At 64.1% G+C, this 15,881-nt stretch carries 14 protein-coding genes; 10 read left to right on the top strand and 4 right to left on the bottom strand.

Annotated elements, in window-relative coordinates:
- Positions 1-20 precede the first annotated feature (20 nt).
- Complete coding sequence (locus L0U83_RS21230; protein ID WP_233886022.1) at positions 21-2,306, top strand: NADP-dependent malic enzyme; 2,286 nt, start codon at positions 21-23, stop codon at positions 2,304-2,306.
- 82 nt (positions 2,307-2,388) lie between these two features.
- Here L0U83_RS21230 and L0U83_RS21225 read toward each other — a convergent pair whose 3' ends face one another.
- A complete protein-coding gene (locus L0U83_RS21225; RefSeq protein ID WP_233886020.1) occupies positions 2,389-2,658 on the bottom strand; it encodes a hypothetical protein in 270 nt (89 codons plus the stop codon).
- Between the two features lie 353 nt (positions 2,659-3,011).
- Between L0U83_RS21225 and L0U83_RS21220 the strand changes: the two genes are divergently transcribed.
- The gene (locus L0U83_RS21220; RefSeq protein ID WP_233886018.1) at positions 3,012-3,365 is read left to right on the top strand and encodes a hypothetical protein; all 354 of its coding nucleotides are present in this window, start codon (positions 3,012-3,014) and stop codon (positions 3,363-3,365) included.
- 13 nt (positions 3,366-3,378) lie between these two features.
- Here L0U83_RS21220 and L0U83_RS21215 read toward each other — a convergent pair whose 3' ends face one another.
- The 3 genes from L0U83_RS21215 to L0U83_RS21205 form a co-directional block, all read right to left on the bottom strand.
- The gene (locus tag L0U83_RS21215) at positions 3,379-3,927 is read right to left on the bottom strand and encodes a GNAT family N-acetyltransferase (protein WP_233886016.1); all 549 of its coding nucleotides are present in this window, start codon (positions 3,925-3,927) and stop codon (positions 3,379-3,381) included.
- 53 nt (positions 3,928-3,980) lie between these two features.
- Positions 3,981-4,571: a helix-turn-helix domain-containing protein gene (locus tag L0U83_RS21210; protein WP_233886014.1), complete on the bottom strand. Its 591-nt coding sequence runs from the start codon at positions 4,569-4,571 to the stop codon at positions 3,981-3,983.
- A 100-nt stretch (positions 4,572-4,671) separates the two neighbouring features.
- Positions 4,672-6,063 (bottom strand): uracil-xanthine permease family protein, encoded by a 1,392-nt coding sequence (locus tag L0U83_RS21205; RefSeq protein WP_233886012.1) that lies wholly within the window; start codon positions 6,061-6,063, stop codon positions 4,672-4,674.
- A 292-nt stretch (positions 6,064-6,355) separates the two neighbouring features.
- Here L0U83_RS21205 and L0U83_RS21200 point away from each other — a divergent pair, with 292 nt between their 5' ends.
- The 8 genes from L0U83_RS21200 (at position 6,356) to rhmD (ending at position 15,872) form a co-directional block, all read left to right on the top strand.
- Positions 6,356-7,135: a DeoR/GlpR family DNA-binding transcription regulator gene (locus L0U83_RS21200; RefSeq protein ID WP_233886011.1), complete on the top strand. Its 780-nt coding sequence runs from the start codon at positions 6,356-6,358 to the stop codon at positions 7,133-7,135.
- 265 nt (positions 7,136-7,400) lie between these two features.
- Positions 7,401-8,951: a glycerol-3-phosphate dehydrogenase gene (glpD, locus tag L0U83_RS21195; RefSeq protein ID WP_233886009.1), complete on the top strand. Its 1,551-nt coding sequence runs from the start codon at positions 7,401-7,403 to the stop codon at positions 8,949-8,951.
- A 110-nt stretch (positions 8,952-9,061) separates the two neighbouring features.
- Positions 9,062-10,564 carry a glycerol kinase GlpK gene (glpK, locus tag L0U83_RS21190; protein WP_233886007.1) on the top strand — a complete coding sequence of 501 codons (1,503 nt, stop codon included), beginning with the start codon at positions 9,062-9,064 and terminating at the stop codon, positions 10,562-10,564.
- A gap of 113 nt (positions 10,565-10,677) precedes the next feature.
- Positions 10,678-11,394, top strand: a complete 717-nt coding sequence (locus L0U83_RS21185) for an MIP/aquaporin family protein (RefSeq protein ID WP_028203061.1) — start codon at positions 10,678-10,680, stop codon at positions 11,392-11,394.
- A 219-nt stretch (positions 11,395-11,613) separates the two neighbouring features.
- Positions 11,614-12,477: a fumarylacetoacetate hydrolase family protein gene (locus tag L0U83_RS21180; protein ID WP_233886005.1), complete on the top strand. Its 864-nt coding sequence runs from the start codon at positions 11,614-11,616 to the stop codon at positions 12,475-12,477.
- Entirely contained in the window at positions 12,474-13,226 is a 753-nt protein-coding gene (locus tag L0U83_RS21175) for an SDR family NAD(P)-dependent oxidoreductase (RefSeq protein WP_233886003.1), read from the top strand. The genes L0U83_RS21180 and L0U83_RS21175 overlap by 4 nt, the downstream gene beginning before the upstream one ends.
- Before the next feature lie 96 nt (positions 13,227-13,322).
- Positions 13,323-14,669: an MFS transporter gene (locus tag L0U83_RS21170; RefSeq protein ID WP_233886001.1), complete on the top strand. Its 1,347-nt coding sequence runs from the start codon at positions 13,323-13,325 to the stop codon at positions 14,667-14,669.
- Positions 14,670-14,693: 24 nt separating this feature from the next.
- Positions 14,694-15,872: an L-rhamnonate dehydratase gene (gene rhmD, locus L0U83_RS21165; protein WP_233885999.1), complete on the top strand. Its 1,179-nt coding sequence runs from the start codon at positions 14,694-14,696 to the stop codon at positions 15,870-15,872.
- Positions 15,873-15,881: the final 9 nt, after the last annotated feature.

Below are 15,881 nucleotides of genomic sequence, written 5' to 3'. Positions count from 1 at the left end.
ATCCATATCGAGTGAGGAACATGAACAAGACCGATCGTCAGGCCGCTCTGGAATATCACGAATTTCCCACCCCGGGCAAGATTTCGGTGACGGCCAGCAAGCCGCTCGTCACCCAGCGCGACCTCGCGCTCGCCTATACGCCGGGCGTGGCCGTGGCCTGCGAGGAGATCGTCGCCGATCCGCAGAACTCGTTCCGCTACACGGCGCGCGGCAATCTGGTGGGCGTGATCACGAACGGTACGGCCGTGCTCGGTCTGGGCAACATCGGCGCGCTGGCCTCCAAGCCGGTCATGGAAGGCAAGGCGGTGCTCTTCAAGAAGTTCGCCGGCATCGACGTGTTCGACATCGAAGTGACCGAAAGCGATCCGGACAAGCTCGTGGACATCATCGCGAGCCTCGAGGCCACGTTCGGCGGCATCAATCTGGAAGACATCAAGGCCCCCGACTGCTTCACGGTCGAGCGCAAGCTGCGCGAGCGCATGAAGATTCCGGTCTTCCACGACGATCAGCACGGTACCGCCATTACCGTTTCGGCCGCGTTCATGAACGGCCTGAAAGTGATTGGCAAGGACATTACGAAGGTCAAGGTCGTGACCTCGGGCGCGGGCGCGGCGGCGCTGGCGTGTCTGGACCTCATGGTCGATCTCGGCTTGCCGCTGAAGAACATTTGGGTGACCGACATCGACGGCGTGGTCTACCAGGGCCGCACGACGCTCATGGACCCGGACAAGGAACGCTTCGCCCAGGACACCTCCGCGCGCTCGCTTTCCGACGTGATCGAAGGCGCGGACGTGTTCCTCGGCCTTTCCGCGGGCGGCGTGCTCAAGGCGGAAATGGTCAAGAAGATGGCTGACAAGCCGCTGATTCTCGCGCTTGCCAACCCCACGCCGGAAATCTTCCCCGAGGTCGCGCTCGAAGCGCGCCCGGACGCGGTGCTCGCCACGGGCCGTTCGGACTTCCCGAACCAGGTCAACAACGTGCTGTGCTTCCCGTACATCTTCCGCGGCGCACTCGATGTGGGCGCAACGACCATCACGCGCAACATGGAAATCGCGGCTGTGCACGCGATCGCCAAGCTCGCGGAAGAAGAGCTGAACGATTCGGTCGCCGCCGCATACGGCGCCTATGATCTGCGCTTCGGCCCGAAGTACCTGATTCCGAAGCCGTTCGATTCGCGCCTGATCGTGCGTATCGCACCGGCCGTGGCGAAGGCGGCGATGGAAGACGGCGTGGCCACGCGTCCCATCGACGACTTCGGCGCCTACACGAACGAGCTGCAGCAGTTCGTGTATCACTCGGGCGCGTTCATGAAGCCGATTTTCGCGGCCGCGAAGCAGTTCGTGCGTGACGGCGGCAAGTCGCGCATCGTGTTCGCCGAAGGCGAGGAAGAGCGCGTGCTGCGCGCGGTGCAGGTGATCGTCGACGAGAAGCTCGCGCGTCCGATCCTGATTGGCCGCCCGGAAGTGCTGCTCGCCCGCATCGAGAAATTCGGCCTGCGCCTGAAGCTCGGCGAAGACGTGGAAGTCACGAACCCCGAGTACGACGAGCGCTTCCACCAGTACTGGACAACCTATTGGGAACTGCGCTGCCGCGACGGCATTTCGAAGGAAATGGCGCGCGTGGAAATGCGCCGCCGCCTCACGCTGATCGGCGCGATGATGGTGCGCCTGGGCGACGCGGACGGCATGGTGTGCGGCACGGTGGGCGCGTATCACGACCACCTGCGCTTCGTCGATGAAGCCATCGGCATGCATCCGAACGCGAACACCTATGCGGCGATGAATATCCTGCTGCTCGACAAGCGTACGGTGGCGATCGTCGACACGCACGTGAACGACAACCCGAACGCCGAGCAGATTGCCGAATTCACGCTGGCGGCTGCGCGCCAGATGGAATGGCTGAATCTGCAACCGAAGGTCGCGCTGCTCTCGCGTTCGAACTTTGGCTCGGGCAGCTCGGCTTCGGGCACGAAGATGCGCGAAGTGCTCAAGCTCGTGACGCAGAAGAATCCCGATCTGGAAATCGACGGGGAAATGCACGGCGACTGCGCGCTGGACGAAGCACTGCGCCTGCGCATCCTGCCGCATTCGAAGCTCAAGGGTGCGGCGAACCTGCTCGTGTGCCCGAACGTGGACTCGGGCAACATCGCCTACAACCTGCTCAAGACGGGTGCGGGCAGCAACGTGGCGGTCGGCCCGTTCCTGCTGGGCGTGAATGCGCCGGTGAACGTGCTGACGTCGAGCTCGACGGTGCGACGGATTATCAACATGGCTGCCTTGACCGTGTTGCAGGCGAACCGCGACTGAGCGTAGACGCAGGACGCACGACCTGCGTCCTGATAAAAAAACGCGCGATGGCTTCCAGCTGTCGCGCGTTTTTTCTTTTGAGTCAAGCCGCGGTTTCGGCTAGCTGTTCGTCGATCAGGCGGCGGGCCGCGCTGTAGCCGCCCATCAAGGCGTCGATATCGGAGCTGAAGGGAAGGCCGGCGGCGCTCTCGATTTTCAGGGGCGAGGGAAATGCGCGCTCGCCGTTGGGCGCGATGCTCACCACGGCCGCGTAGCGAGGACGTTTGATTTCGGGGCGCTCGAGCGGGATCGTGCCATTCGCTTCGACGCCAACGCGGATTGCGTAGCCGCGATATTCATAGGTGCGATTCATGACTGCATTGCCGTACGGATTACAGTGTGCAAGGGTACGGCGCACAAGCTTAAGTCAACCTTACGTAAGCACTGAATAAACCGCAAGAAACCTTGTCACGCTGCGTGCGAATCGAGGTAAGTCGAAAGGCGATGAAAGGCACTGGTTAGTAAGGTGCGCAAAGGATTCTCTTCCGACGAAAAAAGCGTATTCGCAGGCGCCTTCTCTTAAGGTTCTCTTCAGCTTGGCGCAGGCACGATCTCGTAATCCTGCCCAGCGTCGCGCGTTGCCATGCGCCTGACATTCGCGAGGCGTAGGGTGGAACCAGCCAGCCTGGATATCGTTGTCCGCACAACTTTCGGGAGTGCAGCGCCATGAAGCCGCCGACCGATCGCCTGCACGCGTACCTGTTCGTTGCTTCGCTTTCGGCGATCCTCATCCAGGTCGCCGTGTTCATATCGATCCTGCTGCTGCACGTGCCGGAACGCGCCTTCGAGTCGTCGCCGTTTCGGGTGGCCGTGCTCGCGGCAATAGGCTGCGTGCTGCTCGTGGTGCGCTGGCAAGCGCGGCGCGCAACGCGCGAGGCCGCGTCACGCAACCGCAGTCAGGCGAAGCTGCGTGCTACGCGCGCGGCGTGCGCCTCGAAGCGCGCAGCACGCGCGCCGCTGCGTGCGCGCCATCTCCGCAATGCCATGACAGCGGCTGCGGCTCGCTCGAGCGCACGCTAAGGCGCTACGAACTTCAGCCATCCACAGGCGGGACGGGCATCTCGAGGTTGAGCTGGTAGAAAGCGGCGTCGAGCCAGTGTCCGAACTTGAATCCCGCTTCCTTGATCGTGCCCGAGTGCGTGAATCCAAGCTTGGTATGCAGCGCAATGCTTCCGCCATTGGTGGCGTCGATACAGCCCACGAGCACGTGAATCTGTTTCTCACGGGCGCGGCGGATCAACTCCAGCAGCAGGCGTTCGCCAAGGCCACGGCCGCGCTGGTCGTGGTGCACGTAGACGCTGTGCTCGACCGTGTACTTGTTGGCGGGAAACGCGCGGAATGTGCCCCAGCTCGCGAAGCCGAGCAGCGTGCCGGCTTCGTCTACGGCGCCCACTACCGGAAAGCCGCTCGCGCGCTTGGTGCCGAACCACGTGGCCATGGCCTCGGGCGGGCGCGGCTTGTAGTCGTAGAGCGCGGTTGAATTGACGATCGCGTCGTTGAGGATCTCGAGAATCGCCGACGCATGGTCCGCTTCGTTGCAATCGATGAAACGCACGCCGTCGCTCCGTGAATTCGAATTCATAGGGAATCCTCTTTAAATGAAAAGGGTGGCAGATTGAGGCGCATCAGGCGGGTTCAGATGCCGCTCACGTCGCAAATGGCAACGACGTAGCGCGCGGCGCGGGCGCCTGGGTTGCTGAAGATCAGTGGCTGATCGAGCCGCATGGCGAGGCAATCGCCCGCATGGAGCGAATGCCGTTCATTGCCCAACTCCACGTCGATCCTGCCTTCCGTCACCCAGACCTGCTGGTGAATCACATTGTCGCGGCCGCCCGTTTCATAGGCGACGCGCGCGCCGGCGGGGAAATCCACTTCGACCAGTTGGATCGGCGAAGGCCAGTTCGGCGGCGACACGCTCCGGCGCATATAGCCCGACTGCGGATCGCGCCACTGTGCCTGCTGTTCCCGGCGTACCAGGGGGTCAGCGGGCGCACTCTCGCCACTAGCGCCGAAGAGGCTCGCCATCGAGACCGAAAGCCCCGCCGCGAGCTTTTCGAGCACCACCGCCGTGGGGCTGGCGGCGCCGCGCTCGATCATCGAGATCATCGAGCGGCTCACGCCACTGCGCGTAGCGAGCGCGTCCAGCGTCAGGCCGCGCGTTGCGCGCAAGTCGCGCACGCAGCGGGCGATGCGCTCGTTGATTCCGCCGTCGGTCGGGCTGTCCATTTGGTTCGATTCCAAGATGATGGAGTTATTATCCAGTAAATTGGAAATCGTGGTCAATAAAAAGCGCGCGGCCCGGTATCAGGGCCGCGCGCTCGGCGCGTTACCGTTTTTCCGGCAGGAACCAGTTCATCACGAGCGCGCAGATGCCGCCAGTCGCGACGCCCGACTCCAGCACGTTCTTGAGCGCATGCGGGAGGCTGGTCAGGATTTCCGGCACCTGCGAGACGCCGAGGCCCAGCGCGAGCGACACCGCGATGATGAGCAGCGCGCGGCGGTCGAGGCGAGTGCCCGCGAGGATGTTGATGCCCGAAGCGGCCACCGCGCCGAACATCACCATGGCCGCACCGCCCAGCACGGGCTCGGGCACGGCCTGCAGCACGCCCGCCACGGGCGGGAAGAGGCCCAGCACGACGAGCATGCCCGCGATCCAGAGGCCCACGTGGCGGCTGGCGATGCCGGTGAGCTGGATCACACCGTTGTTCTGCGCAAACACGGAACTGGGGAACGTGTTGAAGAAGCCGGCGAGCAGCGAGTTGAAGCCGTTGACGAGCACGCCGCCCTTGATTCGCCGCATCCACACGGGGCCTTCCACCGGCTCTTTCGACACCTTGCTGGTGGCGGTGACGTCGCCGATCGCTTCGAGCGAGGTCACGAGGTAGATGATCAGCATGGGCACGAAGAGCGACCAGGAGAAGCCCAGGCCGAAATGCAGCGGGGTCGGAATCTGGAACAACGCGGCTTCACGTGCGCCGGTGAAATCGAGCCGACCCATTGCGCCCGCAACGATATAGCCGATGGCGAGTGCGATGACGAGCGCCGTGCTGCGCACCCAGACGATCGGCACGCGGTTGAGCACGATGATGGTGCCGAGCACGAGGCCCGAGAGCGTGAGGTTCTGGACGCTCGCGAAGTTGCCCTTGGCGATGGCGCCATAGCCGCCGCCCATGCTGATGAGGCCGACCTTGATGAGCGTGAGGCCGATCAGCAGCACGACGATGCCGGTGACGAGCGGCGTGATGAGGCGCTTGATGAAGGGCAGGATGCGCGACACCGCCATTTCGACGAACGAGCCTGCGATGACGACGCCGAATATCGCGGCCATCACCGTAACGACTGGCGTGCCCTGCTTGACCATGAGGCTGCCGCCCGCGATGAGCGGGCCGACGAAGTTGAAGCTCGTGCCTTGAACGATGAGCAGGCCCGCGCCGAGCGGCCCGACGCGCTTGCATTGCAGGAACGTGGCGATGCCGGAAATAACCAGCGACATCGAGACGATCAGCGTGGTGTCACGGCTGGAAACGCCCAGCGCCTGGCAGATCAGTAGGCCCGGCGTGACGATCGGCACGAGGATCGCGAGCAGATGCTGTAGCGCGGCCACGAAGGCGATGGTTGGCGCGGGGCGGTCGTTGGGGCCATAGACGAGGTCGTGCGTGGGGGCGGTGTCGTCGGCGCCGTGGGTGGCGGCGCGTGGGGTCGATGAGGCGGATTGCATCGCGATGCGGCTGGTGAGCGGAGAAAGCGCAGCATTTTAACGGAAGCTGAGGGAGAGCCCTCGGCGCGCCCGCTTCATGGCGCACAGTTCGACCGCGCGCCCGCAGCCCCCATTATTTGCCGTTGTGCGAGCGTGCCTGCTCGGCGAGCGCCGTGTAGTCGTAGGTGGGATAGAACTCGGTGTGGTAACCGCCCCACGCGGTTTCCTCGATTGCGCGAATCGGCTTTCTCCTGATTCAGGTGGACGAGCCTTTACAATAGGCCAAGTCCTCATACGTCCGCCGAACGAGCCAATGACACGAGATCCTCGCCTCACCCTGAACGCGCGCCAGCAGGAAATGCTCGAATGGGTGCAACGTGACGGCTTCGTCACGGTCGACGATTTCGCCTCGCATTTCGACGTCACGCCGCAGACCATCCGGCGCGACGTGAACTGGCTCGCCGACATGAATCTGCTGCGCCGCTATCACGGTGGCGCGAGTTTGCCCACGAGTTCGGAAAACGTTTCGTACAGCGCGCGGCAGCAAATGTTCCATGAGGAGAAGCGCCGTATTGCGGCGCTCGCGGCCCAGCACATTCCCGATCAGGCATCCCTCTTCATCAACCTCGGCACCACGACCGAGGAAGTCGCGCGCGCGCTCAATCATCATCGGGGCTTGCGCGTTGTCACGAACAACCTCAACGTCGCGAGCCTGATGAGCGGCTATCCCGACTGCGAAGTGATGATCACGGGCGGCGTCGTGCGCCCCTGGGACAAAGGCATCGTCGGCGAGCACACCATCGACTTCATCCGCCAGTTCAAGGTGGATTACGCGATCATCGGCACGTCGGCCATCGAGACCGACGGCACGCTGCGCGACTTCGACACGCGCGAGGTGCGCGTGGCGCAGGCCATCATCGAGCATGCGCGCACGGTCTACCTCGTCGCCGACCATTCGAAGGTCGGCCGCCCGGCGCTCGTGCGCCAGGGACATCTGAGCCAGGTTCACGCGCTCTTCACCGACCAGCCGTTGCCCGAAGAAATGAACGAGGCGGTTCTGGCGGCAGGCACGCAGGTTCACGTCGCGGCGTAAGCCGCGGGATTTTCGGACGCGCTTTATCTGAGCGCGTCGTCTGCGCATTTTCTCCATTTCCGATCTGAAATCCGGCGCGTTGCCTCGTGGGAACGCGCGAGCGCCCCGTTTTCATTCGCGCCTCGCGAACGTTCAAAGCATGTTCGTTTACGCTCGCCTTTCGCCCGTTGATTTGCAAATTCGAACCTTTACTTTTTCGTTCATGTTCGATAAATTTCGAATTCGAACATTCCGAGGTTCGTTTTTCTTTCAGGGACACAGCAGGGTGACTCAACAGAACCGGTACGATCTGCTCGTCGTGGGTGGCGGGATCAACGGCGCGGGCATCGCGCGCGACGCGGCCGGCCGCGGGTTGTCGGTGCTCCTTTGCGAGCAGGACGACCTCGCCTCGCATACCTCGTCGTCCAGCACCAAGCTGATCCACGGCGGGCTGCGCTATCTCGAGTACAAGGAATTCGGGCTCGTGCGCAAGGCGCTGCAGGAGCGCGAAACGTTGCTGCGCGCGGCGCCCCACATCATGTGGCCGCTGCGTTTCGTCATGCCGCACATGCCGAACCTGCGTCCCGCGTGGCTCATTCGCATGGGCCTGTTCCTCTACGATCATCTGGCGAAGCGCGAACTGTTGCCGGGCTCGCGCGGCATCGACATGCGCCGTCATGCGGCGGGTGAGCCGCTCATCGATTCGATCCAGCGCGGCTTTGTGTATTCGGACGGCTGGGTCGACGACGCACGCCTCGTCGTGCTCAACGCGCTCGACGCGCAAGAGCGCGGCGCGCAAATCCTCACGCGCACGAAGCTGGTTTCCGCCGTGCGCACGAATGCCGCGAACGGTGCGCACAGCGAATGGCAGGCGCTCCTGCGCCGCCCGGACGGCAGCATCTTCGACGTGCGCGCGCGCGCCATCGCCAACGCGGCCGGCCCGTGGGTGGGCGAGGTGCTGCACGGCGCGCTCGGGCGCGGTGCGCAACACAGCGTGCGGCTCGTGAAGGGCAGCCACATCGTGACGAAGCGCCTGTTCGATCACGACCACGCGTACATCTTCCAGAACCCGGACAAGCGCATCATCTTCGCGATTCCGTACGAGCATGACTTCACGCTCATCGGCACGACCGACGTGGAGTATCACAACGACCCCGCGAAGGTGTCGATCGACGGCGACGAAACGCGCTATCTGTGCGAGTCGATCAACCGCTATTTCAAGCGCAAGATTTCGCCCGCCGACGTGCAGTGGACCTACTCGGGCGTGCGTCCGCTGCTCGAGGAAGAGGGTGCGGAGAATGCGTCCGCCGTCACGCGCGACTACAAGCTCGAATTCGACGAAACCCCTGGCGCGCCGCTGCTTTCGGTATTCGGCGGCAAGATCACGACCTTCCGCAAGCTCGCGGAAGAAGCTTCGGACATGCTGTGCCGCGCGCTCGACCATGCCGCGCCTTCGTGGACAGCGGGTGCGCCGTTGCCCGGCGGCGATATCGCGAACGCGCGTTTCGAGCCCTTTGCGCAGGCATTCGCGAAGCGCCATGCGTGGCTGCCTGCCGCACTTGCGCGCCGCTACGCGCGCGCGTACGGCACGCGCGCCGAGCGTCTCGTGGGCAACGCGCAGTCGCTTGCGGACCTCGGCGCCGAAGTCGCGCCTGGCATCTACGAGGCCGAATTGCGCTACCTGCGCGCCGCCGAATGGGCCACGCGCGCCGAAGACGTGCTGTGGCGCCGCTCCAAGCTGGGCCTGCATGTCGCACCGGGCACGCTCAATGGCGTGGCCGCCGCAATCGATCACTGGTTTGCCGCAACAAGCGCGACGGCGACCGCGCAGCACTGAAGTTCGCCGGCATCACCACGCAAGCGATTTTACGTAACACCATGCACGGACCCCCACGCGCCGTTCCCCGCGGCGCGTAATCACAACTAGTACACACGGAGATGAGAGACATGCAGGAACAGTACATTCTTGCGCTCGACCAGGGCACCACGAGTTCGCGCGCCATGCTTTTCGACCGCCAGGGCAACATCGTTTCGATCGCCCAGAAGGAATTCGAGCAGATTTATCCGCAGCCTGGCTGGGTCGAGCACGATCCGCAGGAAATCTGGTCGACGCAGGCCGGCGTGGCCGCCGAGGCCGTCACGCGTGCAGGCATGAACGGCACCAACATCGCCGCGATCGGCATTACGAACCAGCGCGAGACGACGATCGTCTGGGACCGGGAAACGGGCCATCCCATCTATAACGCCATCGTGTGGCAGGACCGCCGCACGGCCGACTTCTGCGACTCGCTCAAGGCGCGCGGTCTCGAAGAGAAAGTGCGCGCGAAGACCGGCCTGCCGATCGATTCGTACTTCTCGGCCACCAAGATACGCTGGATTCTCGACAACGTTCCCGGTGCGCGCGAAAAGGCTCGTCAAGGCAAGCTCGCGTTCGGCACCGTGGACAGCTGGCTCGTGTGGAACTTCACGAAGCACGAACTGCACGTGACCGACGTGACGAACGCGTCGCGCACCATGCTCTTCAATATTCACACGCGCCAATGGGACGACGAGCTGCTCGACGCGCTCGAAATTCCGCGCAGCATGCTGCCTGAAGTCCGTTCGTCATCCGAAATTTATGGTCCCACCAAGACCACGGTGTTCGCCTCGAAGATTCCGCTGGCCGGCATCGCGGGTGACCAGCAGGCCGCGATGTTCGGCCAGATGTGCACGAGCACGGGCATGGTGAAGAACACCTACGGCACGGGCTGCTTCCTGATGATGAACACGGGCACGAAGCCCATCGAGTCGAAGAACAACCTCGTGACGACGATTGCCTGGCAGATCGGCGACGAGGTCAACTACGCGCTCGAAGGCAGCATCTTCATTGCGGGCGCGGTGGTGCAGTGGCTGCGCGACGGCATGGGGATCATCAAGAGCGCGCCGGAAATCGAGGCGCTCGCCGCGAGCGTGGCGCATACGGATGGCGTGTACCTCGTGCCGGCCTTCGCGGGCCTCGGCGCGCCGCACTGGAACGCGCACGCACGCGGCACGCTGTTCGGCGTGACGCGTGGCACGACCTCGGCGCATCTCGCGCGCGCGGCACTCGATTCGATCGCATACCAGTCGCTCGACGTGCTGGCCGCGATGGAAGCGGATTCGGGCATCAGCGTGGGCGAGTTGCGCGTGGACGGCGGCGCGAGCGCGAACAATCTGCTCATGCAGTTCCAGGCCGACCTGCTCGGCGTGGACGCAGTCCGCCCGAGGATCACCGAAACCACGGCGCTCGGCGCGGCCTATCTCGCAGGCCTCGCAACGGGCTACTGGCAGAACGTGGGCGAGTTGCAGAGCCAGTGGAAGCTCGACCGGCGCTTCGCGCCGTCGATGAAATCCGCGCAGGTCGACGCCTGCCGCGCGGGCTGGCAGCGTGCGGTGCGTGCGGCCAAGGCCTGGGCGGACGACTCACACTGAGCCGCGCAATCCGTTTTTCTATTTCCAAGCATAACTAATTAACATAACCCGAAGCGGGATCGCATGCGCCACGTGCGCATGCACCGCGCGGGCAGAGAGAGACAACGACAATCATGTCACCCTATATTGCGGAATTCATCGGCACGGCCATTCTCGTGCTGCTAGGTAACGGCGCTGTGGCAAACGTGCTGCTCGCGAAAACGAAGGGCAAGGGCGCAGACCTCATCGTCATCGTGATGGGCTGGGCGATGGCCGTGTTCGTGGCGGTCTACGTGACGGCCTCGTTCAGCGGCGCGCACCTCAACCCCATCGTGACGATCAGCCTCGCGCTCGCGGGCAAGTTCGCGTGGTCGAAGGTTGGCGGTTATATCGCGGCGCAAATGCTCGGCGGCATGGCGGGCGCACTGCTCGTGTGGCTCGCGTATCGACAGCATTTCGCAAACGAAGCCGATCCGGATATCAAGCTCGCGGTGTTTTGCACGGCACCCGCCATTCGCAGCAAGCGGCACAACGTGCTGACGGAAGCGATCTGCACCTTCGTGCTGATCCTCGGCGTGCTCTATCTGGCTTCGCCGCAGGTGGGACTCGGCGCGCTCGATGCGCTGCCCGTGGGCCTGCTTGTGCTCGGCATCGGCATTTCGCTCGGCGGCCCGACTGGCTATGCGATGAGCCCGGCGCGCGATCTCTCGCCGCGCATCATGCACGCGCTGTTGCCCATTCCGGGTAAACGTGACAGCGACTGGCGCTATGCCTGGATTCCGGTGTTCGGGCCGCTCGCCGGCGGCGCGGCTGCGGCCGGTCTCTATCATTACCTGCACGCGATGCACTGACACCTGTCGTGCCTGCATCGCAGGCGCGTTGCAGTGCACCAAGCCCGCGAACGTCAAGGCGTTCGCGGGCTTTTGTTTATCTGCGCACCTATGGCGCATAACACTTGAAGGGGCGCGATCCGGTTTTGCTATTGCCCCATGTGGCTTTCGGATTGTTCGGCTATCGCGGCGCACCTATATTGGCTGTCAACGACGCATTCCAATATCAGGAGACACCGCATGAAGCTGGTCCGTTGGGGCAGTAGGGGAGCTGAAAAGCCGGGTGTGATCGACAGCGAGGGGCGCGTGCGCGATCTCTCCAGCGTCACTCCGGAGGTGGCCGGCAAGCGCCTCGGCGCGGCTGTGCTGCGTGAAATCGCGGCACTCGATCTCACCACCTTGCCGCTCGTTCCCGCCAATACCCGCCTCGGCCCTTGCGTGGGCGACGTCGGCAAGATCGTCTGCGTGGGCCTGAACTACTCCGACCACGCCGCCGAATCGAACATGCCCGTACCCAAGGAGCCCGTGCTCTTTCTCAAGGCCACGAGTTCCATCGCTGGCCCCTACGACGACGTGCTGATTCCCCCGGGGGCGAAGAAAGTCGACTGGGAAGTCGAGCTAGGCGTGGTGATCGGCGAGGAAGCGCGCAATGTGCCGCGCGAGCGCGCGCTCGATTATGTGGCCGGTTATTGCGTCGTCAACGACGTCTCCGAGCGCGAATGGCAGATCGAGCGCGGCGGCCAGTGGGACAAGGGCAAGGGCTACGACACCTTCGCGCCGCTCGGCCCCTGGCTCGTCACACGCGACGAAGTTGCCGACCCGCAGGCGCTCGACATGTGGCTCGAAGTCGACGGAAAGCGCTACCAGAACGGCAACACGCGCACGATGATTTTCGACGTGGCCACGCTCGTTTCCTATATCAGCCAGTTCATGAGCCTGCAGCCCGGCGATGTGATCTCGACGGGCACGCCGCCGGGCGTGGGCATGGGGCAGAAGCCCGAGCCGGTCTATCTGCGCGCAGGCCAGACCATGCGACTGGGCGTGAGCGGGCTCGGCGAACAACAGCAACGCCTCGTGGCGGAACAAGGAGGGCAGGCGCAATGAATCAACTGGATCTGAAGAATCGCGTGATGGTGGTGACGGGCGGCGCACGCGGACTGGGTTATGCCGTGGCGCAACGTGCACTGCGTTCGGGCGCGGCGGTCGCGCTGTGGGACATCGACGCTGAACGGCTCGAACGCGCGCGCAGCGAATTGTCGGAGCTTGGCAACGTTTCGGTGGTAAAGGTCGAACTGACCGATGAAGCCTCGGTCGAGGCAGCGGCGCAGCAAACGGTGAAGACACACGGCGCGATTCACGCGCTCGTGAACAGCGCAGGCATTACGGGCGGCAATGGCCTCACGTGGGAACTGCCCGTGGACGTGTGGCGCCGCGTGATTGAAGTGAATCTGATCGGCAGCTACCTCACCTGCCGCGCCGTGGTGCCGCGCATGATCGAGCAGGGGTATGGGCGCATCGTCAATATCGCCTCCGTGGCCGGCAAGGAAGGCAATCCAAATGCTTCGCACTACAGTGCATCGAAGGCGGGTGTCATCGGGCTGACCAAGTCGCTCGGCAAGGAGCTTGCCACGAAGGGCGTGCTCGTCAATGCGGTGACGCCGGCGGCGGCCAAGACCGAGATTTTCGATTCGATGTCGCAGCAGCACATCGACTACATGCTTGCGAAGATCCCGATGAACCGCTTCCTCATGCCGGACGAGGCGGCTTCGATGATCGTGTGGCTCACGACCGAAGACTGCGCTTTCAGCACCGGCTCGGTGTTCGATCTTTCGGGCGGCCGCGCGACGTATTGAGGCGGGAAGCATGACCCGCGCGCATGGGCCTGATTGAGCGCGCGGGAACACGATAACGGCGCAGTGGTAAGAGAAAAGCGCCGACAGGAGACATCGATGTTGACCGAGGCATCAACCCTGGCAGAAGCCGCCTGCCGCAAGGCAATGCGCCGCCTCCTGCCTTTTCTGCTCTTGATGTACGTGCTCGCGTTTCTCGACCGCGCGAACATCGGCTTCGCGCAAAAGGCGCTGCAGCACGATACGGGCCTGTCGGACGCGGCATTCGCTTTCGGCGCGGGCGTGTTCTTCGTCGGCTATGCGCTTTTCGAAGTGCCGAGCAATCTCGCGCTGCACCGCGTGGGCGCGCGGATCTGGATGTGCCGCATCATGGTCACGTGGGGCCTGATTTCCGCGGCAATGGCGTGGGTGCAGTCGCCCACCTCGTTCTATGTGCTGCGATTCCTGCTGGGCGTGGCCGAAGCGGGTTTCTTCCCCGGCATCATCTATTACCTCACGCAGTGGTTTCCGCAGTCCTCGCGTGCGCGCGCCATTGGCGTGTTTTATTTCGGCGCGCCGCTTGCGTTCATCTTCGGCGGCCCGTTGTCAGGACTTCTGATCGACATGCACGGCACCTTCGGGCTGGCGGGCTGGAAGTGGCTCTTTCTCGTGGAAGGCGGCCTTGCATCGGCCGTGGGCGTGTGGGCCTTCTGGTATCTCGTCGACAAGCCCACGGATGCGCGCTGGCTGAGCGCAGATGAACGCCGCGCGCTGTCCAGCGCAATCCAGCTCGATGCGCGCGAGGCCGCCGCGCACGGTCCGCGCGATGCGCTCGCCGCGTTATTCGACCGCCGCGTGCTCGCCTATGCCGGCATTTATGCGCTGATCCAGATGAGCGTGTACGGCGTGATCTTCTTTCTGCCGCAACAGGTGGCCTCGCTCGTGGGCGCGTCCGTGGGTTTGAAGGTGGGCCTGCTCGCAGCCGTGCCCTGGCTGTGCGCCGTGGCGCTCACGTGGATCGTGCCGCGCCGTGTGGACCGCGTGGGCGGTCATCGTGCATGGGCTGCGCGACTGCTCGTGATGTCGGGTGTCGGCATTGCGGTCTCGGGTCTGGCAGGAGGCCTTGGCGGCACAGCGGGCGCGATCATCGCGATGCTCGGCCTGTGTTGTGCTGCGAGCGGCTTCATCGCTGCGCAGCCGCTCTTCTGGACCTTCCCGGCGCGCGATCTCGCAGGCGCGGCTTCGGCCAGCGGCATTGCGCTCATCAATTCGCTCGGCGGTCTGGGCGGTTTCGTCGCGCCGATGCTGCGCGCCGCCGCTGACCGGAACTTCGCTTCACACGCGGCGGGCCTCGAACTGCTCGGCCTCGCGAGCATTGCCGCCGCGCTGCTCATTCTCATCGTCGCGCCGCGCGCCGCAACGCCGGCGGCCCGGTCGTTCGAGCCGCCCGTGCGGCGCGCGCGTTAATCCACTACACAGGAGCTACGTCACATGTCCATGCCAACCATCAAACACGTGCGAGCCTTCACCGTGCGCGGCGGCGGCGCCGATTATCACGATCAACCCGACGGCCACTGGATCGACGACCACATTTCCACGCCCATGGCGCGTTATCCCGAGTATCGTCAGAGCCGCCGCTCGTTCGGTATCGACGTGCTCGGCACGCTCGTCGTGGAAGTGGAGGCGAGCGACGGCACCGTGGGCTTCGCCGTGACCACGGGCGGCGAGATTGGCGCGTTCATCGTCGAGAAGCATCTCGCGCGCTTTCTGGAAGGCCAGCGCGTGACCGACATCGAAAAGATGTGGGATCAGATGTACTACGCCACGCTCTACTATGGCCGCAAGGGTGTCGTGCTCAACACGATCTCGGGCGTCGATCTCGCGCTGTGGGACTTGCTCGGGCAAATCCGCAAGGAGCCGGTGTATCAACTGCTCGGCGGCCCCGTGCGTGACGAGCTGATGTTCTACGCGACCGGTGCGCGCCCAGACCTCGCGAAAGAAATGGGCTTCATTGGCGGCAAGCTGCCGCTCCTGCACGGTCCCGCGGAAGGTGAGGAGGGCCTCAGAAAGAACCTCGAACTGCTCGCCACCATGCGCGAGCGCGTGGGCGACGACTTCTGGCTCATGTACGACTGCTGGATGAGCCTCGACGTGCGCTATGCCACGCGCCTCGCCCAGGCCGCGAAGGAGTACGACCTCAAGTGGATCGAGGAATGCCTGCCGCCCGACGACTACTGGGGCTATGCCGAACTGCGCCGCAATGTGCCGCGCGGCATGATGGTCTCCACGGGCGAACACGAGGCCACGCGCTGGGGCTTTCGCATGCTGCTGGAAATGGGCTGCTGCGACCTGATCCAGCCCGACGTGAACTGGTGCGGCGGCATGACCGAACTCATCAAGATCTCGGCGCTCGCCGATGCGCACAACGTGCTGGTCGTGCCGCACGGCTCGTCGGTGTACAGCTATCACTTCGTCGTGACGCGCCATAACTCGCCGTTCGCGGAATTCCTCATGATGGCGCCGAAGGCCGACAAGGTGGTGCCGATGTTCACGCCGCTCCTGCTCGACGAACCGGTGCCGGTGAAGGGCAGGCTCAAGGTGCCGGACGCGCCCGGCTTCGGCGTTCGCCTTAATCCGGACTGCAAACTTTCGCGTCCTTATACACACTAGGCGTGGTGA

The sequence above is a fragment of the Paraburkholderia flagellata genome (genome assembly GCF_021390645.1).
Classification (GTDB): Bacteria; Pseudomonadota; Gammaproteobacteria; order Burkholderiales; family Burkholderiaceae; genus Paraburkholderia; species Paraburkholderia flagellata.
Note: the sequence above shows the minus strand (reverse complement) of the source record. Positions and strands in the feature narration are given on the sequence as shown.

Excerpts from the sequence above, each read along its gene's own strand:
- L0U83_RS21170 (WP_233886001.1), top strand. The coding sequence starts at position 13,323 with ATGTTGACCGAGGCATCAACCCTGGCAGAAGCCGCCTGCCGCAAGGCA.
- rhmD (WP_233885999.1), top strand. The coding sequence starts at position 14,694 with ATGTCCATGCCAACCATCAAACACGTGCGAGCCTTCACCGTGCGCGGC.
- L0U83_RS21220 (WP_233886018.1), top strand. The coding sequence starts at position 3,012 with ATGAAGCCGCCGACCGATCGCCTGCACGCGTACCTGTTCGTTGCTTCG.
- L0U83_RS21210 (WP_233886014.1), bottom strand. The coding sequence starts at position 4,571 with ATGGACAGCCCGACCGACGGCGGAATCAACGAGCGCATCGCCCGCTGC.
- L0U83_RS21185 (WP_028203061.1), top strand. The coding sequence starts at position 10,678 with ATGTCACCCTATATTGCGGAATTCATCGGCACGGCCATTCTCGTGCTG.
- L0U83_RS21175 (WP_233886003.1), top strand. The coding sequence starts at position 12,474 with ATGAATCAACTGGATCTGAAGAATCGCGTGATGGTGGTGACGGGCGGC.
- L0U83_RS21225 (WP_233886020.1), bottom strand. The coding sequence starts at position 2,658 with ATGAATCGCACCTATGAATATCGCGGCTACGCAATCCGCGTTGGCGTC.
- L0U83_RS21180 (WP_233886005.1), top strand. The coding sequence starts at position 11,614 with ATGAAGCTGGTCCGTTGGGGCAGTAGGGGAGCTGAAAAGCCGGGTGTG.
- glpK (WP_233886007.1), top strand. The coding sequence starts at position 9,062 with ATGCAGGAACAGTACATTCTTGCGCTCGACCAGGGCACCACGAGTTCG.
- L0U83_RS21200 (WP_233886011.1), top strand. The coding sequence starts at position 6,356 with ATGACACGAGATCCTCGCCTCACCCTGAACGCGCGCCAGCAGGAAATG.
- L0U83_RS21215 (WP_233886016.1), bottom strand. The coding sequence starts at position 3,927 with ATGAATTCGAATTCACGGAGCGACGGCGTGCGTTTCATCGATTGCAAC.
- L0U83_RS21205 (WP_233886012.1), bottom strand. The coding sequence starts at position 6,063 with ATGCAATCCGCCTCATCGACCCCACGCGCCGCCACCCACGGCGCCGAC.
- L0U83_RS21230 (WP_233886022.1), top strand. The coding sequence starts at position 21 with ATGAACAAGACCGATCGTCAGGCCGCTCTGGAATATCACGAATTTCCC.